The sequence below is a fragment of the Chitinophaga rhizophila genome (genome assembly GCF_019492185.1).
GTDB lineage: Bacteria > Bacteroidota > Bacteroidia > Chitinophagales > Chitinophagaceae > Chitinophaga > Chitinophaga rhizophila.
In genome coordinates, this window is sequence record NZ_JAICCF010000004.1 from 587,442 (window position 1) to 611,164 (window position 23,723).

The window sequence follows — 23,723 nt, forward strand, 5'->3', positions numbered from 1 at the left end:
CAGGTGTATAACCTGCGGTGCTGTTAGAATGTCCACATCAACCAGCGCTTTACCTGACGAAACCAGTCATTAACACAGTGCTGAACAGTTAAATAATCAGCACGTCTCTTACCGTCTCTTTACCGGGCAAATCCACGGCCGTTACCACAATTTCGCCCCCTGGAGGCAGCGCTGATGCTTTGTAATACCAATCCACACCGTTACGGCCTAATACAGCAGCTCCGCTTTCTGTAGTTACGCCTGCCTCATTTTTTACCTGCACCTGTACAGCCGCTACGCGGAATTTGTCCCGGGCAGTCACGACTACTTCATTGTCTTCCAGCCTGATATTTTGAATTTCCGGAGAGTTATACGCGTCCTTTATAGCCATATTATAGGCGTTTTGCCCGGGTCCGGCCAATGAGGCATAATAGGCCTTCAGTTCAGGATCGCTCAGCAGCCGGCCCGCATATGCCGCTGCAATGGTCATCTTATACCTCGCTTCCAGCTGCTTTGCAGTAGGCTTTTTATTGGACGGGCGACGCTTCTGCGCCATGATAATCTGTCCATTCCTTTCATAGATAGTGACTTGCTTCCCGATACTACCTCGTACCAGTTGCAACAGGATATTGTCTTTTACAATGGCCATACTAATTGATTTTCAGGGTTACAGCTACAAAGGTACAGTCTTCTACTGCGACGGGATTAGTGTTTTACATAAAACAGGCACCAATTCTTCATATGGATATCACTTCAATATCGATGGGATGTACAGATGCTCTCTACATGTCCTTATGATGACGGGATGAATTGCATATTAAAACGAAGCCAGATACAGAAGTATCCGGCCTGCTTTAACCACAGCGGGGAGGAACACAATTCCGCCCCCAGCGTCTTAGTAATGATATGTATAAGTGAAATTATGCTGATAAATGAACTGGCAGCATAAGTATGCATGGCGAATGCGCTGCACCCACAAGGCATGTACAGGGCAGCTGATTTATTGTAAACCAGTCAGTTACATTAAACTGCAATATATCAGTCGTATATGCCGGCTGTCACAGTGCATTCTGCAGATTACCGCTATAAACAATGCAGTAAGCATACAGGCTTTGGCCTGGTTTGCCGGGTAAAAGCCGAAAACAGGACAGGTAAATTATCCGGTTGGATAAGTGGGATAGCCGGCCGTTGTAGCAGGATTGACAGGTAATATCACCAAGGGGACTGACCGTCAATAGCGTAGACCGGACGTAAAGATTATCAGGTTTTCAATTTGAATAATGTGGTGTCTCACATAAATATACAAATCTTATATAAAGAAGTTATAACTTCTTTATCAGGAACTTTTGTCCTGGGGAGTATTTCTCTGAGCGTTCAGAAACTCGATATACAACGGCAATGTATCAAGTGTTGGGAAGTCTTCCGCCATCTCCCCTTCTGGTAATTCCCTGACAAGATACACACTGATGTTACTGGCAAATGTCCTTTCTCCTAACAGGCTCTGTAGAAGGATGAAGACTGCGTCATCCAGATTCTCATTTTCCTTCAGCAGTTCATAGTCCTGTACATGCACCAGGATATTCAGTTTATCCGGGGTATCAGGATCTTCTACGGCCGTATACCACATTTCCGAAGCAACCAGTTCGAGATCGCCATATTCTATACTGCCGCCGTTTTCATTATCTGGCTGAATAAGTGCGGTGAATGTCCACCGGTCAAGTACAGGAGCCTGCGACACAAGATATTCCGCATCATCGAAGAAGGCCTCATCACAGTTTGCAGTGATGACCATTTCCGCCTCATTCTGCTCGTTAACGCGCATCTCGAAAAAAAGGCTGTTACAATATTGGTGAAGCTTCTCTGTAAGTTCATCAAACAATGCCACGATCTCATCCTGGTCCATTTCTCTGAAAAAGCGAAAGTCATCCCGTCTTACTTCGAACCACTTCCAGAATCTTGCCGCATCATTACTTCTTAACATATTTCTCGTTTTATAGCTACTATAGCCGGAGTTAACAACTATTTGTTACCCGCAATTTACTTTTTTTTGTTATCTTTAGAATAACACATACAAACCCAAATTTATGCCCATTGTTGACACCACCAGCATCCCACTGAACATTACCAGATATTTACTGATATTGCTGCTTTGCGGCACCTGCATGCTGTTAACCGTCATCAGTCTGCGTATTAATGGCGCACCTGATTTCCCCACTGCACTGATTTATCTCAAAAACACACTGGCAATATCTGCATTTGTGCTGCTCGCGCTGGCTGCTGTAATGATCATAGCTGTTATGCTGAGACGTTCCGGCGGATTAACCATTTCAGAGGAAGGCGTTACAGATAACAGTAATATTGCTATTACAGGCCTGATCCGGTGGAATGAGATAGCAGGCGTTGAGACTCGTAAGGTATTTCATTCGACCTTCCTGGCTATTAAGCTCAACAATCCGGAAGCGTTCATTACACGTCAGAACAATCCCATTAAAAGACTACTACTACGGCAAAACATCGTTCGATTTGGTACGCCGGTGTTTATTTCAGCCAGCAATATAAAAGCAGATCCTTACGAGTTGCTGGATCTGCTAACAGTCAAGTCACCTGGCAAAAGGCTATTGTAACAATCATAAAGAAGCCGCCTCTTTAAGCAAAGGCGGCTTCCTGTTAAACTATAAAACAGACGCTGAAGCTATACTTCGTTAACCAGCATGAATATGAACAGGTATATAGCTAGTCCGCCGATGGGGTACCATATCCATTTAGCGGCTAATTGGTACCTTTTAGCAGCTACCCAGGCACCTAATGCCATTCCTGCCAGGAGCCCGAGTAAGGTCCACCATACTTCAAATGCTACCAGTGTACCTCCACGAAAGAGCTTATGCAGGAAGAGGAACGTGTTGTAGCTGATAACCAGCAGCGGCTTAAGGATAACCGCCATGAAGACGAAACCGCCAAAAGCAATCCAGCATCCGTGCTTCTGAGGTTGCGTTGAATCAGTCATAGATATTCAGTTTATACTGTTTTTTGATATACCAGAAGGCCCCTGCTATGCCGCCTATCAACAAGAGCAACAGGAAGAGATATCCGACACTGAAGCCGGGCAGGTAGCCGGAGGAGACATCCAGCGGCAGGTATTGAGCAGTTGCTACCTCGTAAGTAGTTCTGTCGTCAATAGCTAAACCGAAGAGGCCAATCATCAGGAAAAAGATAGCACCCGTCAATCCCCACTGGTACATGTGATTGATATATGCCCTGCGTGGGAATACGAGACACAAAGCCACCGGTACCCGCATCTCTTCATGAATACTATTTACTACGATATCAAAAGTATATGCCGTATCCTTTTGGAGATAGATGGGATCTATTGCAAGCCTCAGCTCACATTGCCGATTGTCAGTTAATCCGAAGAACTTGATAACAGACTTGTCAAGGCTTACCCCGGGAAGTTCCGGTTGGAGACGTACAGCTGCTTTGACAAATCCGTCAGTAGCCAGCTGGAACGTAATAGCAGTACTCATCACTTCACTTACTTCGATATTATTCAGAGAAAGCGCCGCAGGCGTAGCAATGATACCAGGTACCGGCGAGGATTCATCCAGCAGATTGATAAATGCCTGTACGACAGCCAGCTTACGGTCTTCTTCAATATATAACGCTGATGTGTGAAGCGTGGCTATCTTCTTCTCCAATTGAGCTACTAAAGAGAGATACCCCTGGGCAGTCAGCCATATATACAGGTGTTTGTCAGCAATAGCCTGATACACATACTGCCATAAAGCGCCGTTTGTACGGGTTGCAGTAACGAGGTGCGCCGGTGATGTGTAAGCTTCTCCGAATAGATAAAAGGGATAATTCGGGTTAACCTGATATAGCAATTCCAGGAAGCCACTTCTGTTAAGACTGGCAGGTAAGTGAGCCGCTACGGACGACTGCGCCTCTCGCTGCCAGATGTGTATATGACCTTTGGAGTAGATACCTTCCAGTTGTTTGAAGGCAGCCTGTGAGGAACAACCAGCAGTCAGCAGATCCGTAAGAGTAGCAGGCATGCGCCCCCGGAATGGAAAGGGCAGTTCATTATTTAGCCTGTATACAATAGTGAGGTACCGCCTTTCCATATCCTTCTCTTCTTCAAATATCTTCTCGAAACTATAGGCAATGGCAGCGCTACGGGTCAGGAGTGTAACAGTGGATGTAAGGTAGGATTTGTGCTGTAACAGAGGATATGTTTCTTCTTTCCTGTTAAAAAGAATCTCTCCTAGCTGCTCAGTAGTAATAGCCTCCATGCCACACCATTCAACCGGCGGTGCCTGTACACGGTATAGCTCCCAGGCACTGTCAGTCATCCAGGGATCGCGGAAAGAGCCAATATCAGGAGCAGGATGCAGTCTGGGGCGGAAGTTGTGAGGCTCCCTGCTGATGATGGAAATGATATAGGCAGTTGCCTCTGCAGGCGTCAGGTCATCTTTTACCTTCTCTATTATGCGTTTAGCATCGGCATTAAAGAAGCGGCCTTGTACGAACGAGGGGTTACTCATTACCAACTGATCGATCGTCTTGTAAGGACGCCAGTCGGTGCTTTCATATATACGTCCGGCGATAGCTGCCAGACCATTCATATCATAGCCTAATTCTTTCCCGGCACTGATCAGTTCAGGATACAGCTGAATGTTAATGTCCAGATGATTTGTAATGAGCAGCTGTTTAATATAGGCTTCCAGTTCATCGGGTGTTTTCATACATGATTGTTTAAGGCCACTAGTTAAAGCTGATCTTTGCAGGCTGACGGATGGTCCACTTATCTCCGTTGAGGAACAGTTCGCCCGGAGTATTTGTCACAATCTCACTTCCAGCAGCAGGCACTGTTTCGTAGGTACAGGTGTTACCAAAGAAATAGGCAGCGTTGGACAATGCATAGCGCTGCGCCTGTTTGTTTCTGCTGATACGGAATGCCCCTGTATCCGGAGTGGTGATTGTAATCTCAAAGATGGTTTCATTATCATCCTGATCCAGGAGATCTTCAGAAGAGAAGCCGTCGCCTTTATCCGCATAACGGGCAAACTTCACCATGGGTACAAACCCTTTAGAGAGGGTAATATTGGGTGCAGGAGTTGCAGGAACCGGCGGCTGGTGTGCTTCATTTATTTGTTGCTGAAAGCGTCTGTATTCGTCAGCACGTTTTTCAGAGAGCTCTTCAAACTGTTTTCTGGACTCCTGTAACTCAGCGCGTAAGGCATTTATCTGCGCATGCAGCGGCTGAGATTCATCTTCCCGACCGGCCAACTGCTCTTGTAGTGCTTTTACCTGCCGCTTTAAGGAGTCCTTCTTTACCAGCTGCTTCCTGCGATCAAGGAAAAAGTATAGCGCCAGCAGCAGCGCGCAGAAAGCCGCAATGATGAATAACCAGGGGGTTTGGGCCTTGTTCTCCCGCGTGACGTCAATAACAGGAAGCGGCGTCATATTGCCTTCATCTGTTACTTCCTCTGCTGCATCTATGGGTGGTTCATCGGTGACAGCCGGCGTAGCAGCAACTTCCGCAGGGGCATTAGCAGTTGCCGCGCCATTGATAATATCCAGGACAGCCTGTTCATACTGGGCATACCCGGCATACTTCAGGCGTTTTTCTTTGCGGGCTTCTCCCGTAGTAATATCCCTGACCAGGGCTTTGCTGAAAAGGATAAGGTCTTCCTTCGTACGACCTACCTGTGTTTTATACCACCTGCTGATCAGCTGGTCTGCGTTTTTCATCTTTCTGCTGAACTTCATCAGCTCATCATAGCTGGTACAATCGTTACAGGTAAAGGCAGTCACTTCCCTGAAACTTACAGTATCTGTAGAAAGAAATTCAACCGTCCGCTTGACAATATGGAATTTAGCCATGCTGACCGGGTCGTTCTGATCAGGTGACTGGGCAAAGGTGTGAATATGGAAAAACAGGGGCAGGATGAATATGTATACTTTCATATTACACGGCTTTTTTGGCAACAATTTGTTTAGACAATCTGTACAGGGATTCTTTGAAGGCAAAGAAGAACAATGATTGTGGCAGGGCTTCGTCCTGGTCGCGCGACCGCAGATCATTAAGTACCTTCCGGTAACTGTCGTATATAAGCCCCTCCCCGTTTTCAATATTGCCGTTCCAGCGAAGTACTTCGTAAGTCTCTTTCAGATTCTTAATCTTGAACTCTCCCAGGAACTCTATCACTTCCCGGTTATTCAATGTCTTTTCCAGGAAGCGGTTCAGGTTACGGAGCACTGCAACATTCAACGGACTACTGATCTCCTGCACATCACCCAGCTGGAAGGCCCCCTTTTCAGTGCTCCTGAGCTTATCTGCAAAGGCGGCATCCTGCAATGGGTCGAATCCCGGATGTACAAATTCTGACAGGCTGTTATAGCGTTCTGTCTCGTTCTTATCTGCCCTTGCGTACAGTACGGAACCATTGGCAGTTACTTCCTTCGGGTTTGCATTCAGTATTACTTCAAAACCACGCTGCAGTTCGCGTTGGGAGTAGGTGTTGATAAGCAGGCGGGTAAATTGCTCCAGCTCTTCTTTTCCGCCACCACATAATAACCGGATGTACTGGCTGCCTTTACCGGTAAAAGAGAGATATCTTGGCAACGGGTAGTCTTTCAGTTCCACGATCTCGACAATATGGTAAATAATAGCGCTGTAATGCAGGTACAGGATGGTCTGCATCTCGGGCCTGCCTATGGCAATAGAATCACTGAACCGGAACTTATGGTCGTACCGGAATAAGAGGCTGACGAGATCATCTGACCGCAGGCTGCCATCTTCCTGTGCCCGGCAGAGGTATTTGCTTTCATTGGCAGGACTGATATTGTTTGCCCGCTGGTATTCATAGTAGTTAGTGATGAAACCATTATCTTTCAGCTTGCCGTTAAATCCACTTCCCCACAGGTCATTGCCTGCAAAACGGAAAGAGGTGCTTATATACTTGTCATTGCGCTGGCCGGAAGACTCCATAAACATCATTACGTCGGTAGTACCACCACCTATATCCACGTTGACAAGATTGGCCATATCATGTAAAGCATTCTCTGTTTTAGTGAGATAGAAGTATGGCGCTACAGATTCAGGGATTGAGGGTAATAAGGTAGCGCTGGAACCATCAAACACTTCCTTGAATACTTCGGTAAATGCATTCTTTAGTGTCAACCGGTTACCTTTAGACATGCTGAGTGGTAGCGACCAGGCGAGCTGCATTTTATCCAGATCACCGTTGTTCAGAACTGTTTTCACTTTGATCTGTGTAAGAAGCTGCTTCAGGAAGAACATAACACGGTTCTTATTGGCATGGTCAGCATTATTCTCCAGTAACCATTTCAGGTTGGTGGTATAGCGTACATCTCCCTGTGTTTCTTCCTGGTCTATGTAATAGCCAATATTAATGTGACTGAAAAGGTCAATATTGGCGTCATCCTGCTTACCAAAGCTGCTGACCTCACAGGTGGCAGTCTTGAAAGGGAACGATACAGTAGTCCGGCTCTTATCGGTAATGACTGCCGGCATAAACTCCCGCCGTAAGGTCTGGTCTATCGCCGGGAACTGTCCATAGAAAGCGAATCTGACACCGGGGTTAGCGTCGGTACCGGGCGCATTCAGTAGTACCATCTGCTGGTCAGCCTCCTCGATTGTAAAAGGCATTGGCAGCTCAGTGGCATTGTCCATATAGGCAACATGCGTGTTAGAAGTACCGAAATCAACTGCATAAGTGAAGGCTTTATGCTGATTCACAGTAATTACCCGGTTCTCGAAGTCAGGGATGATCATGCCTTCGCACTGTACACCTGCGGGATCTTTATAGGTCAGGGTCATGTAGTCGAAGGAGTCATTCACCTTGTAATATTTGGATGTAGCAGTCGCCCCTCCCTTATCAAAGACCGACCTTTGCGTCATACGGTGAGGTAATGCACTACCCTGCTGACCGGCTGTCTTATAGGTATAGAATTGCAGAAGAATACGTTCAGGCCCTTCCTGCTCTATACGATTCGCAAGTAAGATATCGAAGCTCTTCAGGGCTTTCAGAGCAGGCGCGTCTCCTTTCACTTTGTAAAACGGGTATATGCCTATACCCATACGACATTCAATGATATTACCTTTGGGTTTGGCGTACTCCTTCACAAAGAGTATTTCCCGGGGACCTTTCTTGTTTTTAATAGGAATAGTGAGCGCTACTCTGACTACCCCGTTCGTCACAGTAATTGCCAATGCGCTTTTCAGGTCTTCAAAAGTAAAGAAGTTGAAATATGCCTTCTTCACTGGTAAGAGGTACTTAAAGTCACCGCGGAAGCCTGAGAAGAACTTGGTACTATTGATATGATAAGGTACTTCCAGCAGATAGTCTTCCAGGAGGTCCTCAGTAGTAATGAAAGGATACATTACGGCAGTACCATTACCCTGTGGCAGCTTTCTTTCATAAAGCGGCACTGCACGATGGTACAGGTCACGGATCACGGTACTGGGGTTCCACGGTACATTCTGCTCAATGTAGTCTCCGCTGATATTCATGCCATTGATCAGTACCAGTGGTGGGTGAACAAAGACCGGCTCATTCTTTTCATTGAACTGCTGCTGGTAGTTATCGGTGGTCGCGTTGATAATGAAATCACTGTATTTCCGGACTTTCTCCTTTTCACGACCTTCTTTTAACCGGTGGTAGTATAGTCCGCCGATAGTGAGCTGCTTATTATCGACGTTGGTCATAATCTTACTGTATTCATCTTCCAGCACTGCCGACGGACTAGTAAGCGTGTTGTTCAGCAACAGATCAGAGAAGCGTCTGCTGGCAGCTACGGACCTGTTTATATACCGTCTGAGGCCCTGTGCTTTCCTGAAAGCCTCCGGTTCCTGCCTGCATAGTGTGAAGAGGTACCTTACAAATTCTTCGTCTCTCAGGTGTAGTGGCCGGGTGTCTTTATCAAAAAAGACATCGCCGTCGGCACTTTGCGGAATGTGCTGGATGATACCATCTTTTATCTTACGCGTCCAGTTAGGGCTGGTAAAGAAGAGCGTCAGCGGCGATGTACCACCTAAGAGTACATTTTCATAGAAGATCAGGAAGATGCTGCCGGTGTTGGCATAAGCCGGGTTATCTTTATCAAAGAATATCTGTTCCAGCGATTTGCCCAGCAGATAATTCGGATGCTTCTCTCCTTTTTGCTTCAGCTTTTCTATATTCTCTGACACCAGCCATTCCTTGAACCAGATCTTCTTGCCCGGGCCAATGTCTTCCGGGCGGCTACTAAAGATCAGTTGTAACACGTCAAGGCAGTCAGACACAAGCTGGTGGTAGATGGTATTGCCTTCCAGGCTGATATTATCAGAAGCCAGGATGTTAAATGCAGTATCAAATAGTTCCATTCTTGCCAGGGGTGATGGTATAGCAGTTCCTGCCTTGGAGGATCCTTTGGAAGCCGTGATGTTCTCTACCTCGAAACTGTCGGTATTAATACCGGTGCTGGGCGTCCAGCACTTGATTTCATTAGGATTATATCCTTTGTATTTTCTGAAGATATGCGGGGTCATAAGTCACACGTTTTAGTTCATGGAAGGCAATGCTTCCAGTTTGGAAAAGCATTCAGCTGCCACTCTGTTTAGTAGTTTAAGAAAGCGTTTATCTTTCTCAGTATCCGGGATGGTCTTTTTAAGTTCGTCTTCGATGTGGCCGAACTTCGTCTTTAACAGGGAATCGGTAATACCACCATTGATGGTTATACCCAGCCGCTTGACTACCTCAATTGGCTTACCTCTTACCAGTGAGTTCAGGTCAAGTTCTACATTAAAAGGCTGGAACTTACGCTCATTATCCATCATCTCTTTTAACCAGGACCTGTAATGATCTCGGAAGAAGCTGGTGAGGTGCTGGAAAAAGATGTCATTTTTCAGTTTACCTTCCAGGTCCAGCTCTTTGTAGAATGATTCATTGCTGAAGCGGGGAATCACTTCGAGGAACAGCTTCTTGGCATAAGTAAACAGCGTCAGCGGCTCCATGATAGTGGAACGTGTACTATCGAAGAAGTGACGTACATCTATCACCTGGTCTTCCTGCTTTATACCAAAGTCGAAATAGGCGGTTTTCTCTCTTGACCTGAAGCTGTCGTCCGGTCTGTTAACGAAATCAATAATAGCAGTAGCGCCAAGCAGCTCAAGCAGGTGAGCGTTATTCTTCTGTTCCTCCCCGCCTTCCTTGTTATCGTATTGTTTCAGCGGATTGTCCCACAGCTGGTAGAAGCAATTAATCTTCCCTTTCAGGTACTTCGCGTAGTAGGTCAGGGCAGCTTCTGTCTTAGAGTCAAACCGATCTGAGTTAATGGCACTCTTCTTATCATCAGAGACTTTATAGTACGGCATAACTGTCAGTGCGCCAAACACATTATTACGGAGCCGTTCTTCCTCCTGCAGTAATCTGACCAGTTGAGGAAAGCCGGAAGAGCCGGTACCACCAAAAATAGAACTGATGATAAAGATCCTGTCGTTCTCTCCGATGCTCTTCATCACAAACTTAAACTCTTTCGTAGCTGCAAGGTTGTTGAAGACAACACACCCGATATTAGGATTACCTTTGAAGCCCATATCGAGCCGCAGGTTCAGTTCTGTATGGCTGTAATCCGGATGACCAGCGGGGGTATTGTCATACAGCGCGTCCAGGAGGTCCATGGTAACATCGCCTACCAGTTCTTCGTCAGGATCAATGTATTTGATAAAGGAGGTTTCCAGGTTCTCAAACTGTAACTGGAAAGAGTCTTCCAGCTTATCTGTAACGCCTGTTTCCGGTTTGATAGAGTTCAGGGTATTCAGGTTTGTATTAAAGAAACCTTCCCTTATATCCTCTCTGTCTCCGTATCCCCTGGAGCGGATCAGCTTATAGGACTCAAGCGCTTTCAGGGTGCGGGTGGTATCTGCATTCTTTGCATCAACGTCTATGATGATAGGAATGATCTTATTGGTGTTATTCAGCTTTACGCCCGACGCAAGCAGCATAGTCAGGGAGCGTAGTACTCTGGCTCCGGTGCCGCCGACACCGAAAACAAATATATTTCTGGTCATGAGTAAGGGTATTTAGCAGGTATCAGAATGGGGTTCGTTTAGCGAATATAGATGCACGCTTGAAGAATACAGATAAGATGATAAAGTATATCACTGCATATAGCGCATTGATCATGGAAAAGGTGAGCATGTACGGATCTCCCTCTTCCTGTGTACCGTTTATCGCCTGACCGTAAGCCAGTCCGGAAGCAATAAACGCCAGTATCACAGCGGTAATAACCCAGTGTTTCTGCTTATCCCAGACAGGCTTCCAGCGGCCCAGTAATACATAGAATATTACTGCGAAGACGACAGATAGTATCAAGGTAAACAAGCCAACAGCGGGAAAGATAGATGTTTGGTAGGCAGGGTTATTATGCTCGCCGCCCAGCAATTCATACAAAAAACTAAACATAACTGATCTATTTTTTTATGGGTATGGAAATATCAATGTAATGCTGACTACTATTATCATAGGCTAACCGGACACCATCTATCAGGTGTTCCAGCGCAAAGGTCTTACCTGGTATATCGGTCACCTTGCGATCGTCCATAATAGACAATGCCCTGTAAGAAGTATCATACTGTAGCGGCAGGATTAAACCTGTCTGACCTGACTGATGGAGGTCATCCATACGGAGCACAAATATGTGCGTACCAGCTTTTACTTTATCTATCTCGCCTGATTTAAGTTTGCTGCCAGCAACATTCTCTGCCAACAAAATCTTATCGATATGACATTTCAGATCGGTTGGGGCTGTCTTGAGATGACTTCTGAGATAGCTGGTATCTCTGGCGTATGGCGGTAGTGAAGACAGATCTGTAACAACAGCAAATACAACCGGTTCTTTAGCAGAAGGCTTCACATTCTTCAGACCATGCATTTCACTGTCTACTGACCAACTACCCTTCTTACCATAGTCGAACAGTATATCGCTTTCAGTTACCGCCTTTCCGAACACGCCAAAATCCATGGCAAGGGTATAGGGTTGCAGACTCTCCAGAGTACTGATCTGCTTATTGAAGCGTGTAAGCAGTTCTCTGTTTCCAATCACCCATAGATAATACGGCCGGGATACGTTTCCTGCTAAAGGAATCACCTTATTCTGGTAGGTGTAGTAATTGCCAATAAACGTTGAGTTAAACCCATAAACAGTAGCACACATTTTCTTTTTCCGATGCAGTTCCTGGAAAGCACTCGTTAAGGTTGCCTTCAGCTCACCTTCTGCATTATATTTATTGATCTCCGGATTTGCCTTCACTACCTTATCAGGATAGGAAAGAATACAGTCTGACACAAACAGCGAGATGTCATTGGTACCAGTATGCTGTGCAATCATCTCGAATATCTTATGCATTTCAGAGCTCTTATTACCCGGCGGTGGCTTAACGGCAAGAGCATTAATAAAGTCCTGGGTAGAGCCGTTGAAAGGTACAATGGAGTCGGCGATATAGTAATTGTGTAACCGGAGCTTGCCGGAATCCACCCTTCCTTCAATGCTGACAAGCAGATTAGGTATTCTTTTGCTGAAGTCTGTAGCGCCATGCAGGTAACCGGTCATACTTCCGGACGTTTCCATAAAGAAGTTAATCTTCTCTATTTGTTTCTCTTTGGGTGCAGGCTTCGGAGTCTTTGGATCCCTGAAGGAACACGCATGGAAACAGGTAATTGTGCTTATGACAATAACCAGGGATAAAAAGTCAGTAACATACTTGCTCATGAATTGGAGTTTTTAAAGCTAATGTTGAGGGGTACCATAAATAAGGGATTTTTTAAAGTAAAAAGGTTAATCGTCAGTTACAGTAATGCTATTTATCTGATTCTGCTTACGCATGTAGCATTGTGATCGCTGCGCTGACGGTCACAATGTTAGGCATTCAGCCGATTGCATTTGTTAATCCCATGTTAACACGGTTTTTTCCCCTCTCGCTGTACCGGGAAAATCCCCTATAGTTTATTGCTGAAGAACACACGCTTTCTGAGGTTAATTTCTTTATCTATTCGCCAGGTGATTGTTGCTTTTTAGCAGCTGCTGTATTGTAATATTCTCTCCCTCCTGACGCCCTGACACCCCGAATTGGCAAACATATTACCTTGCCGGCTGCATTCATCGGGGCATAACATCCGGGGCCTGCACTATTGGTAGTCCGAAACGATATATGAACCGTCGATTACTGTTTTGTTGTCGTATTACACTTTCTTTTATCCAATATGCTCGTTAATGATATGCCATTGAAAGACAGGCCCAGTATTTGTGCTCTATCCGCATTTACAAACAAACTCAACGCAATGGCAGTATCTGATCATATTCTGGCAATCGATGTAGGAGGTTCCCATATCAAAGGCACAATCCTCAACAATAAGGGTGAATGGCAGATGGAATACAAGCGGGTACCTACACCCAAAGGAGCCAAACCGAAGGATGTACTCGACACAATTGCATCCCTGGTCAAAGGCATGCCTGCTTTTAACAAAGTCTCTGTCGGGTTCCCGGGTTACGTACGAAATGGCATTGTCTATACTGCACCCAACCTTGGCAATCCTCATTGGAAGAATATAGACCTGGGGCAGCAGATAGCAGACATGCTCCGGCAACCCGTAAGACTCGTCAATGACGCCGATCAGCTGGGACTAGGTGTCGTAAGCGGTAAAGGCTATGAACTGGCTGTTACCCTGGGCACCGGCTTTGGTACAGCCCTCCTCATAGATGGTTATCTGCTTCCACATCTGGAGCTTGCTCATCATCCTGTCACGAAAGAACATGACTATGATGAATATATAGGTAATAAGGCCCTGGAAGAACACGGAGAGGAAAAGTGGAATAAACGGATGGAAAAGGTACTTGAGATCCTGAAAACTGTCTTTAATTACGATCGCCTGTATATAGGTGGTGGCAGTGCTGACGAACTAACCATGCCCCTGGCTGACAACATCCATATTTTTACCAATAAAGATGGTATCAAAGGTGGTGCAACGCTGTGGGATATGGAGGATAAATATCATATCAGTACCAACTACCCAAAGTAGTCAACACGTCTCTCAATAACCGGAAGCAGGCGTCAGGCGGAGGCAGGTATGACTACACTGAACAATATTCCCTGTGTATCTGTCAGCGCTTACGCCTGACGGCTCGTGCCTCAATAATAAAGGGTGCTCATTACAAGCACCCTTTATGACTAAACAATCATAGATTACTCTCGCTCTGCGGCAATGGGTACCGCGCCCACACATCGTCGTCGGGCCTGTCTTTCGGCAGTGTACCCAATAAGTTATAACGTCTGAGATCCACCCAGCGATGTCCTTCCATAAACAAAGAATACCGCCTGTTATACAACAATTCTGTTATCAGCGCGGCCTGTGTAATAGCCCCGGCATATGGTGTCAGGTTATGTAATGACCTGATACGATTCAACGCTGTAATTGCATCCGGTATTGCATTGGACTGAATTTTGGCCTCGGCGTATATCAGTATCAGCTCTTCATTACGGATAATGCTGACTGGTGCATTCAATGAATTCCATACTACAACATCACGGCTGCCGGTCAGACCGTTCTGACTGATAGGTGCATTACGCAACGCGGTCTTCGTCAACCGGTCATCCCCGGGTATAATATTCGTTGCATATGAAGGGTGTGACACTCTTACTTCCCCGTTCGTATTAGGGGCCAGGTACAGCGTATTGGCCAGGTCACCGCCATTCGTAGAGAAATAGTGGTATACTCCTGTATTCAGACTACCATTCAGATCAAAGAACGACTCATTCAGGGCTGTCAGCGCAGCAGCCCACTGCTTCTTGTAAATCAGCACCCGCGCTGCCAATGCACGATTGAAGCGTAATAGTCCGGCTGCGTCTTTAAACCCTGCAAAACCATTTGACAATGGAAACATTACGTCTGCGCCGGTCAGCTCTGCCTTACCTTCTTCCAGGAACTTCAGCACTGAATCCATCACTATACCCGGGTCAGTAATTATCGGACCTAACGCAGCGCCATTACGCACTGGTATACGCGCGCCGCTTGAATCTGTCATATTGATATTCAGCAATAGCTGGTAACCGAGTATAGTATGGGCAAATCCCGCAAATGCCTTCTTCTGAACATCAGACGCAATGGCGGTACGGGCATTATTGGTGGCCTCCAGCAGTATAAAACACTGCCTCATCACCTGGTAACGTGAACCCCAGGGATTTGTCAGATAAAAGGTATTATTGTCAAGCACCCTGCTTCCTCCTCCCAGCAGGTCAGTCGTATAGCGGGGCTCTGAACCGGAGAAACGATAGATCTCCCGGCCTATAACACCTACTCCATCCAGGTAGCCGGCCAGGTTATTACGCATACCTGATTCAATACCTGTTACCAGGTTAAACAGGTCACTCCGCGTCGGATTACTGGTAATATTACCTACTACGGGGGTATTCAGACTGTTAATCTCACCCTTCTGACAGGCGCTCATCAGCAACAAAGCAACAGCGGCAGTTATTATTGAGAAATAGTTCTTCATGTGTAATAGTTTTTAACAGATGGGAAAATGATCAGAAATCAACACCTACATGGAAACTTGCTCTTTTTGAAGCAGGGAATGGTGTTACGTCAACACCGGTAGACAAACCATTACTTCCGCGGCTGGAAGAGGTGGTTATTGTATTACTACCGAAATTGGATACTTCCGGATCATATCCTACGTAGTCTGTCCAGGTAAAGAAGTTATTCGCAGAAACACCAAAACGGATGCCTTTCACCACATTTGTCCGTTTCAGCGGTACATTGTAATACAGCCCGATTTCACGAATACGCACATAAGACGCATCCTGCACATAGATAGATGCATCCCCTGCGCCGGTACGGTAAACGCCTGCTTTCTGGCCCTTCATTTCATCATCATAGTCAAAAGATGTCTGTCCAAGGTCTGTCAGTAGCTGTGTAAGATTGATGTTATCCCCTCCTTTCTTCCAGTGTATCAGGAAACGAAGGGACAGGTTCTTAAAAACTGTTATCTCATCAAAGAAGCTCATCTGAAACTTAGGCTCTGAATTACCTATCAGTTTCAGCTCACCTCCTACGGTACCTTTGATCTGTGTAGCGGGTTCTCCTTCCTCCAGGTAGAATGTACCCAGGGAGTTACCAAATGCGCCAATCGCATAAGGCGGTATCAGCAAGGTTGTTACCCTGGAACGGTTACGCCACCAGTTAATAGTAGAACTCCACCTTACATTCTTAGTATTTACCGGAATAACGGTCAGGCCGATCTCAATACCTTTATTTCTGAGATCGCCGCTGTTCTTCCATTCGTTGGCATAACCGGACGAACCAGGTAGTGCATGACGCAGCAATACGTCCTGTATACGCTTGTTATAATAGGTTGCTTCCAGGTTAATACGACCATCCCAGGCACTGATGTCGATACCGGTTTCAAACTCTGACTGGCGCTCCGGCTCAATGTCAGCGTTACCCAGCAGATTATCTACCAGCACGCCTGGCAATCCACCAATGTTACTACCCAGCATAGCGGTAAACTTACTACCGTATGGCGGTACGTTTCCTGACTGGCCATAGGCGGCGCGCAGTTTCAGGCTCTGGATCTTATCTACTCCCCAGAACTTCATACGCGCTATATTCCAGGAAGCTGCTGCTTTAGGGAACACGTAGTACTTCTTATAATCGCCGTTATTGGTAGAGCGGTCAAAACGAACGCCTCCGCTCAGTGTAATAGCGTCCAGTAATGAGAGGTCTTCCTGTATAAACAGCCCGTTGTCGCGGTATTTCTGCCTGAACTGACGGGTAGTCGTATTAGCGCTTGCATCCAGATTGCTTTGTCCGGCCACCAGGTTCGTAGCGACGGTCACAATATTGTCCATGAAACCGGTCTCCAGGGTAGCACCCAGGGTACTGGTCAGACTTACATTCTCATTCGGTGTGAAGGTATTGGCAAAGAAGCCACCCAGGTTGGTATTGATATTATTGGTATTACCTTGGATGGAGTGACCCTGTAATGCGTTTTCCTCAAACTGCAGATCCCGGGGAAACAAGGCCGCCGTTTTATAGTTAAAATAGTCAACACCGCCTCGGCCAATGAACTTAGTAGAGGAATGTTCACTTTGCTGAAGGCGTATCTCCAGATTACCACCGCCTACAAAACGGTTGGTCATCTCATTATTTTCCATCTTGTCGCGTGTTTCCAGCGGATTGGAAGCTGCGAATGGGTTACGGGGATACTCACCCAATTCATTTGGATACAGATCTACAAAGTCTGGTGTAGAGGACAAGGCCACGCCATAAGTTACCCCGTTGTTATCATTGTTGGTCAGTCCTCTGTCAGCGTTGGAATGTATATAGTTCATCGTAACGCCGAGGGAGATACGGTCTGTCAGTTTATGATCTACATTCAGGCGTACTGAGTTATTAAAGTAACCGGTATTCTTCACAATACCTTCTTCCTGGCGACGGTTGCCGGAAAGGTAGAAAGTGGTTTTATCAGTACCGCCGGATACAGATAGTCCGGTGTTGAGTATCAGACCGGTCTCGCCGTACATCTCTTTCTCATAGTCGAATATCTTGCCTGCAGCAGCGGCTGCGTTATACTGATCCCGGAATGCCTGACGGCGTTGCTGGATCACAGGGTCTGTGTTATCGGCGCTTCCTGCCAGGTCGGCGGCCCTGTCAGCATTGAAGGTACGTACGCCCATTAGGTGCCTGACTTTGGCAAAGCCAGTCTCCTGGTTTACGCTGACCTTCGTCTTCCCTGCCCGGCCTTTTTTGGTAGTAACAATCACCACCCCGGCTGCTGCCTTTGCACCATACAGTGCAGCGGCGGATGCGCCTTTCAGTACCTCAATATTCTCAATATCTGCGGGGTTAAGATCTGCAATACGGCTGGACGGATTGTCCTGGTTATTGGGGTTACCGGCGGTGGCTGCTCCGGTAACATCATTCAGGCCGGCTGGTATACTGCTGTTGTTGAAGAAGATCCCATCCACTACATACAGTGGTTGTGAATTACCGAATACCGACGTGATACCTCTCATTTTAACAGATATACCACCTCCGGGAGCGCCTGAGTTAGCGGTAATCAGTGCGCCAGGTACTTTACCGCTAAGGGCTGCATCAAATGTCTGTGCGGGAGCGGTACCGGCCAGCTGGTTTGCATTGATGGTCACAACGGTATTGGCCAGGTTGCTTCGTTTAACGCTGGTAGCCAAACCTGTTACCACAATTTCATCCAGTTTGGCAAAGTCTTCTTCCATAGTAATATCTCCTACATTACTACCGGGGGTCATTTTAATGGTTTGGGTCTTATAACCGGTAAAGCTTACAATTAATGTGGCAGTACCTGAAGGTACAGCTAATGTGTAATTACCACTGGCGTCAGAGATAGCACCTCTGTTGGTACCTTGTACCCTGACGGTAACACCTGGAATCGGTTTTCCATTCACAGCATCCCTGATCTTGCCTGAGATATTTTGCTGCGCGAATAATGCCAGTGTATTGCATAAGAACAGCAATACAAGCAAGCCTGTTTTGGGTAGATGCATAGCTTGTGCGATTTAGATATGATGATTGATAAAAACTACAGTCTCATAACCTGTTTCCTGATTTCGGTCGATAGATACTTAAGCGCCTGTTTCTGTTAACATAACAGATAAATGTTCATTGTGGTTCCCTGCCATGGCGGTCAACTACTGGGGTCTTATTACTTTTCTCTTAAGCAGGGTTTCTCATAAAGCCGGTCTGATATAACGTTGAATTTGATTCGGCAGATTACGAAAAACTCAATGTAATTCACTTTTTTTTCTTTGATCTAATTATATTATATTTTTGAGGCCTCACGCATTGATTATTACCAGGTTTTAGAGCATATACGCTCATTAATACAGATAGCTTCACAGCATTTACTATCCAGGTACACGCACCCTCCCACGCCGGATGTAGTACACCCGCATGACAGGAAACAGCCCAAGCCCTGTTACTACTAACAGAGCTCAGGACAGAAAGTATATGCTCATGTGAGACAGTCAGGGCTTAACGCCACCCTCAATCACACCAGTAAGGTCTTTTGATATCAGTGTTGCACCGTCGTAGAAGGAAACGGTCGCTTTATCTTTTATGCTGAACAGTGGTCTGCCGAATAATACTTTGCCTTTAAAATTATCAAGCGGAAGCACTTCTCCGGTTGTATTCTTCTGCACCTGTATATAAGCAATCGCATCAGGAGCTTTAGAGAGATCTGCGTAGAAAGTATAGTAGTAATTGCCGTCTGTCTGGTGACCAATTTCTGTAAATCCTGGTTTATTAGGTTGGGTAGCGGCGATGCTATTACCCAGGAATGTCATAACTGTTACAATCGTCAGAAAAAGGTATAATACACGCTTAATCATAGGGATAGGTACTTTAGATAAATAAAAAGGTTCGCGTTCTTGTTACAATTTAACAATTATTTATATCTAAAACTAATTTTATTTCATTACTCTCCGCGCGCCTGAAAACCACCTGACTAAAATAAATTTATAAAAAAATTTATCTACTGTATATCAATAACTTATATCAAAAGTGAATTTACCCATAAAAATAGTTTCCTCTTCCCTGACCACTCTCACTCCACTTCATAAAACACATGTAATAAATTAGTTACACATTACTTACCGAAGTATTCCTGCTTGTTTTATTATCCCGGAGAAGAATTTCCCCAAACAGATACTTTAAAATTTTTTTTAACCCTTGTACGCATATCGGTATTTAAATGTTGTCTTATATGCAAAGGGTTCAAAATATAATTCGCGTTTAAATTTTGGATAGACTTTAGATATTTCGTGTAACCATGATAAAGGTAAAACAGATGAATAGATGCTTAGCGGTTATTGCGGCCTGCTGCATGGCGATGCCAGCGATGTCGCAATCATTTCAGATAAAGGGAAAGCTCGGAAGATTACAAGCGCCTGCCAAAGTATATATTGGTTATAGTTATGATGGCAAAAGTGTGTACGACTCCGCTGATGTAGATGGCGGTAACTTCTCTTTCGACAAACCGGTAGCATATCCGACTAACATATTGCTGACTGTAAGCAGAGACGGAGAACCACAGACGTTCTTCAATGCAAGCGACATCGCTCACTTGTATGTTGAACCAGGATCTATTGTATGGGTCACTTCAGATGAGAGTATAGCTAACTTCACTTCCAACGGATCAAAATCTCAGGATGATTATGATGTGTACCTGAGACATATGGAAGATGCAGAAGAAAAGCTGTCCTTGCTGACCGTAGAATCATCCAATACCTTACAGAATGATGTTACGGAAAAGGGCCTCGCTGCCAAAAAGCAGTACATGGAGCACTTCCGCGCTGCAATGGCCAACAGGAAAAAAAGCATGAAAGAGTTTATCCAGCAACATCCTGATATGTATATCAGCCTGGATATACTGGAAGAATACGCTGGTAACTTCATCGACTTCCGTGAAATAGAACCTATGTTCAAAGCACTGGTAGAGAAAACCCGTACTTCTGTAAAAGGTAAAGCATTTGATAAAAAGATTCAGGCATCCAAGCGTACCGCTGTAGGTGCACCGGCTCCAGACTTCGCCCAAAAAGATCTTCAGGGTAATAAAGTAACGCTTTCTTCCTTCAAGGGTAAAGTGGTAATACTGAACTTCTGGGCCAGCTGGTCAGCAACTTCCAGACTGGAAAACCAGGAACTGAAGCAGATCATAAAAGCTTACAATCAGAAAGACCTGGTAGTGATCCATGTGTCACTGGATGAGCGTAAAGAACAATGGGCACAAGCCATCACCGATGATAAAATGACCGGTTACAATGTATCCGATCTGAAATTCCTGAGAAATGAAGTAGCAGAACTGTACAACATTCACGCTGTTCCACAGAACGTAGTGATCGATGCAGCAGGAAATATCATCGGTAGAAATATCAAAGGAAATCAGCTCTCAGAAAAATTAGCCGAACTAATTGGTAATAAATAAGTAAAGAGTGTAATCATAACAAGTAGTCATAGTGAATTAATGCAAAGCCGGCAGGGCACGTGAGATATATCTATATATCACCAAAACCTGCCGGCACTTTTTTTTAGGTCCTGCCCCCTCACCCGCCTGTTTTTCCATCATACCTTATTATATGATTGACCGGTTGCCCCCCTCCTTATACATCCACCTCTCTTACCACAAGTTTTCACCTGATATACAAATTACCAACTGCCGCTTAGGCTCCGCTCCAAATCCCGTCTCCGGATATTGACATTCCTGCACCAATATTTCCATATACCGTATCCACCATAAAACCCGTATTAATCTGATAATCAGCTATCGGATCATCGCTCGAAAGAGTCAATCCTAAAGCAATATCACTTCTTTTATCGCCATCCGACCACAGCAGGACTCATTCATTCCACCGTCTACCTGCTATCCAACACCATTTCTCATCATGCCTTACATTTACCGGCTTCCTCCTTCCCCATAAACATGTACATCTGCGGAAGCGCCTCTCCGCCACAACTTACGTCTCCTATTTCCTACATCTGAATCACCCACTACCCAGACCAGCACTTTCATCAACTTGCTGATAAACAGCTATTTACTTACCGGCACTACATTCAGCTGCCATCCGGGCATGCCAAAGTCCCTATAGCCCTCCAATCTGATTCCATTCTATTTGATTTGCCGATTGCTATACGCCCTTCTCTGTCGCACCCATTAAAACGGTCTGGCCCACCGATGCTCCGGCTATTATATTCTGTCAAATAACGGTTTATCTTTTATACCAACCCGCAGTCAAAAGGTCACTAAGAGGTCACTTCAATATCCCAGGGATATTGAAGTGACCTCTTAGTGACCTTCTGGTGAAGGAATAATGTAAAACATACACCCTGATCAGGTCGAAAAAAGTACTACCTGCCAGGAAGCGTGTACCCGCTTCCAACTACTTGATTACACCATCTATTCAGCGCCACCAATCCGGTTTGATAAAAACTACCGCTGCTGAAGCCGCTTCCGCGTCGGCGTTGCATTCTGGAAATACCGCAGGCTGACACCTGAAGAATGATGTCTTTAATTGTTGCTGTGTCAGCAACGGTTCATTGATTACTAACAGCTTACGCCCCGGCAGCCGCCTGCCCACCCCTGTAAAAGGCTGCATTACCATCATCAAAATGCTTATTTTGGGCGGCATAACAGTCAATATGAATATGATCTTTTCCCCGTTACGGACATTTGTTACCTCCGTATTGTTGCTGCCGGCAATTATGCTATCAGCACAATCCGGCACTGTTGTTAAAACATCCCGCGGTTATATCCGTGGCATCACTGAAAAAGGGATTCTGGTATTTAAGGGTATTCCATATGCAGCGCCTCCTGTTGGCAAGCTTCGCTTCCGGCCTCCCGTTCAGGCTCCGGCCTGGAAGGATACCTTGGCCTGCACTTCCTTCGGATCTGTTGCCGCCCAGTTTGACGGCGGTACGCGTAAACTCACCGGTGATGAAGATGCTTTGACCTTGAACGTATTTACTCCGCAGCTGAAGCCAACCAAAAAGATGCCTGTGGTAGTATGGGTACATGGGGGCGGTATGACGGGCGGCAGTGGTATTGGCATGAATGGCCATGCATTCGCAGATATAGACAGCATTATCTGTATCACCATCAACTACCGCCTGGGCGTATTCGGTTTTCTTTACCTGGATGACATTGCCGGCTACAAGGCTACAGGCAACAATGGCCTGCAGGATTGCATGATGGCGTTACAATGGATCCGGAAAAACATTCGTTCCTTCGGAGGAGATCCCTCCCGCGTCACCGTCATGGGTGAATCAGCCGGTGCAAAACTGATCTCTGCCTTACTCGTTGCCCCTGCGGCAAAAGGCTCCTTCCGGCAGCTGGTACTCGAAAGCGGCGCAGTGAATTGTATACGGGACATCAAAACCGCGCTGGCCATCCGCGCACGACTCATGGATACCCTCGGCATCACAGATCCCGCAGCACTGCTGCAAATGCCTGCGTCCCAGCTCATTGAAGCGCAGGCAAAAGTACTTGGAGGAGCCAAAGGCACTAATTATTTCGGTCCGGTGACTGACGGCATAGTAATCAAAGAAGACGCGCTGGCATATATCAGGAAACGTCCGAATAAAAATGTACGTGTATTACTCGGCTCTAATAAAGCGGAAGCTATCATGTTTATGAACGCAGACCGCCGCCTGTATACGCCGGATTCTGCGTCCCTCAGCGACTGGTTCGGCGATAATTACCACTATGCGCTCGACGCCTGGAAGCGGATCACCAATCGGCCAAAAGATACGGCGGCTATCATCACCCTCAGTCGCTATATGTATCAGTTGCATACCTTCCGCCTCGTAAAAGCACTGGCTGCCGGCAGTAAAAACGTATGGCTGTATTCATTTGAACAACCTAAGAATGGTGTTCCCGCAGTGCATGCTGACGAACTGGCTTACATATGGTATGTACCCGGAGAGGGAACACCACCATATAATCCCGAACTGGCTACACTGATGCACCAGCACTGGACAGATTTTATAAAGGGATATAAACTGTGGCAGCCCTACGATCAGCAGCATAAAGGCATGTTGTATGACAATAACAGCCGGGAAACTGTGCTGGATGACTATGAAGATCCTGCTCATCCCACCATGGGATTCATACTGCATCATGAATAGCAATGCCGGCAATTTAACACTGCCGGCATA

The 23,723-nt window shown here is 46.0% G+C and carries 16 protein-coding genes; 4 read left to right on the top strand and 12 right to left on the bottom strand.

Features of this window, described 5'->3' with window-relative positions; all coding sequences use genetic code 11:
- Nucleotides 1-88: 88 nt before the first annotated feature.
- Both K1Y79_RS22400 and K1Y79_RS22405 read right to left on the bottom strand, forming a co-directional pair.
- Nucleotides 89-628, bottom strand: coding sequence for a hypothetical protein (locus tag K1Y79_RS22400; protein WP_220252430.1), 540 nt, complete (start codon nucleotides 626-628; stop codon nucleotides 89-91).
- Between the two features lie 687 nt (nucleotides 629-1,315).
- Entirely contained in the window at nucleotides 1,316-1,960 is a 645-nt protein-coding gene (locus tag K1Y79_RS22405; RefSeq protein WP_220252431.1) for a hypothetical protein, read from the bottom strand.
- 103 nt (nucleotides 1,961-2,063) lie between these two features.
- Between K1Y79_RS22405 and K1Y79_RS22410 the strand changes: the two genes are divergently transcribed.
- A complete protein-coding gene (locus K1Y79_RS22410) occupies nucleotides 2,064-2,603 on the top strand; it encodes an STM3941 family protein (protein WP_220252432.1) in 540 nt (179 codons plus the stop codon).
- Between the two features lie 68 nt (nucleotides 2,604-2,671).
- Here the strand turns inward: K1Y79_RS22410 and K1Y79_RS22415 are convergent, their stop codons facing one another.
- The 7 genes from K1Y79_RS22415 to K1Y79_RS22445 are packed head-to-tail and all read right to left on the bottom strand — an operon-like array spanning nucleotide 2,672 to nucleotide 12,750.
- Complete coding sequence (locus K1Y79_RS22415; protein ID WP_220252433.1) at nucleotides 2,672-2,983, bottom strand: hypothetical protein; 312 nt, start codon at nucleotides 2,981-2,983, stop codon at nucleotides 2,672-2,674.
- Nucleotides 2,976-4,718 carry a hypothetical protein gene (locus tag K1Y79_RS22420; RefSeq protein ID WP_220252434.1) on the bottom strand — a complete coding sequence of 581 codons (1,743 nt, stop codon included), beginning with the start codon at nucleotides 4,716-4,718 and terminating at the stop codon, nucleotides 2,976-2,978. Before K1Y79_RS22420 ends, K1Y79_RS22415 begins: the two co-directional genes overlap by 8 nt.
- A 19-nt stretch (nucleotides 4,719-4,737) precedes the next feature.
- Nucleotides 4,738-5,943, bottom strand: coding sequence for an OmpH family outer membrane protein (locus K1Y79_RS22425; protein WP_220252435.1), 1,206 nt, complete (start codon nucleotides 5,941-5,943; stop codon nucleotides 4,738-4,740).
- 1 nt (nucleotide 5,944) lies between these two features.
- Nucleotides 5,945-9,529 (bottom strand): hypothetical protein, encoded by a 3,585-nt coding sequence (locus K1Y79_RS22430; RefSeq protein ID WP_220252436.1) that lies wholly within the window; start codon nucleotides 9,527-9,529, stop codon nucleotides 5,945-5,947.
- 12 nt (nucleotides 9,530-9,541) lie between these two features.
- Complete coding sequence (locus K1Y79_RS22435; protein WP_220252437.1) at nucleotides 9,542-11,050, bottom strand: hypothetical protein; 1,509 nt, start codon at nucleotides 11,048-11,050, stop codon at nucleotides 9,542-9,544.
- A 22-nt stretch (nucleotides 11,051-11,072) separates the two neighbouring features.
- Entirely contained in the window at nucleotides 11,073-11,444 is a 372-nt protein-coding gene (locus K1Y79_RS22440) for a hypothetical protein (RefSeq protein WP_220252438.1), read from the bottom strand.
- Between the two features lie 7 nt (nucleotides 11,445-11,451).
- Nucleotides 11,452-12,750 carry a hypothetical protein gene (locus tag K1Y79_RS22445; RefSeq protein WP_220252439.1) on the bottom strand — a complete coding sequence of 433 codons (1,299 nt, stop codon included), beginning with the start codon at nucleotides 12,748-12,750 and terminating at the stop codon, nucleotides 11,452-11,454.
- A gap of 569 nt (nucleotides 12,751-13,319) precedes the next feature.
- On the opposite strand from K1Y79_RS22445, the gene K1Y79_RS22450 reads away from it, so the two are divergent.
- Nucleotides 13,320-14,057, top strand: coding sequence for an ROK family protein (locus K1Y79_RS22450; protein WP_220252440.1), 738 nt, complete (start codon nucleotides 13,320-13,322; stop codon nucleotides 14,055-14,057).
- Nucleotides 14,058-14,214: 157 nt separating this feature from the next.
- On the opposite strand, the gene K1Y79_RS22455 is transcribed toward K1Y79_RS22450, so the two are convergent.
- The 3 genes from K1Y79_RS22455 to K1Y79_RS22465 all read right to left on the bottom strand — a co-directional run bounded on the left by K1Y79_RS22455 (nucleotide 14,215) and on the right by K1Y79_RS22465 (nucleotide 19,402).
- Nucleotides 14,215-15,531, bottom strand: a complete 1,317-nt coding sequence (locus tag K1Y79_RS22455; protein ID WP_220252441.1) for a RagB/SusD family nutrient uptake outer membrane protein — start codon at nucleotides 15,529-15,531, stop codon at nucleotides 14,215-14,217.
- 31 nt (nucleotides 15,532-15,562) lie between these two features.
- Nucleotides 15,563-18,559, bottom strand: a complete 2,997-nt coding sequence (locus K1Y79_RS22460; protein WP_220252442.1) for a SusC/RagA family TonB-linked outer membrane protein — start codon at nucleotides 18,557-18,559, stop codon at nucleotides 15,563-15,565.
- A gap of 480 nt (nucleotides 18,560-19,039) precedes the next feature.
- Nucleotides 19,040-19,402 carry a hypothetical protein gene (locus K1Y79_RS22465; protein ID WP_220252443.1) on the bottom strand — a complete coding sequence of 121 codons (363 nt, stop codon included), beginning with the start codon at nucleotides 19,400-19,402 and terminating at the stop codon, nucleotides 19,040-19,042.
- A gap of 458 nt (nucleotides 19,403-19,860) precedes the next feature.
- Here K1Y79_RS22465 and K1Y79_RS22470 point away from each other — a divergent pair, with 458 nt between their 5' ends.
- Nucleotides 19,861-20,997, top strand: a complete 1,137-nt coding sequence (locus tag K1Y79_RS22470; protein WP_220252444.1) for a TlpA disulfide reductase family protein — start codon at nucleotides 19,861-19,863, stop codon at nucleotides 20,995-20,997.
- A gap of 1,211 nt (nucleotides 20,998-22,208) precedes the next feature.
- Nucleotides 22,209-23,693 (top strand): carboxylesterase/lipase family protein, encoded by a 1,485-nt coding sequence (locus K1Y79_RS22475; RefSeq protein WP_220252445.1) that lies wholly within the window; start codon nucleotides 22,209-22,211, stop codon nucleotides 23,691-23,693.
- The last annotated feature ends 30 nt before the right edge of the window (nucleotides 23,694-23,723 follow it).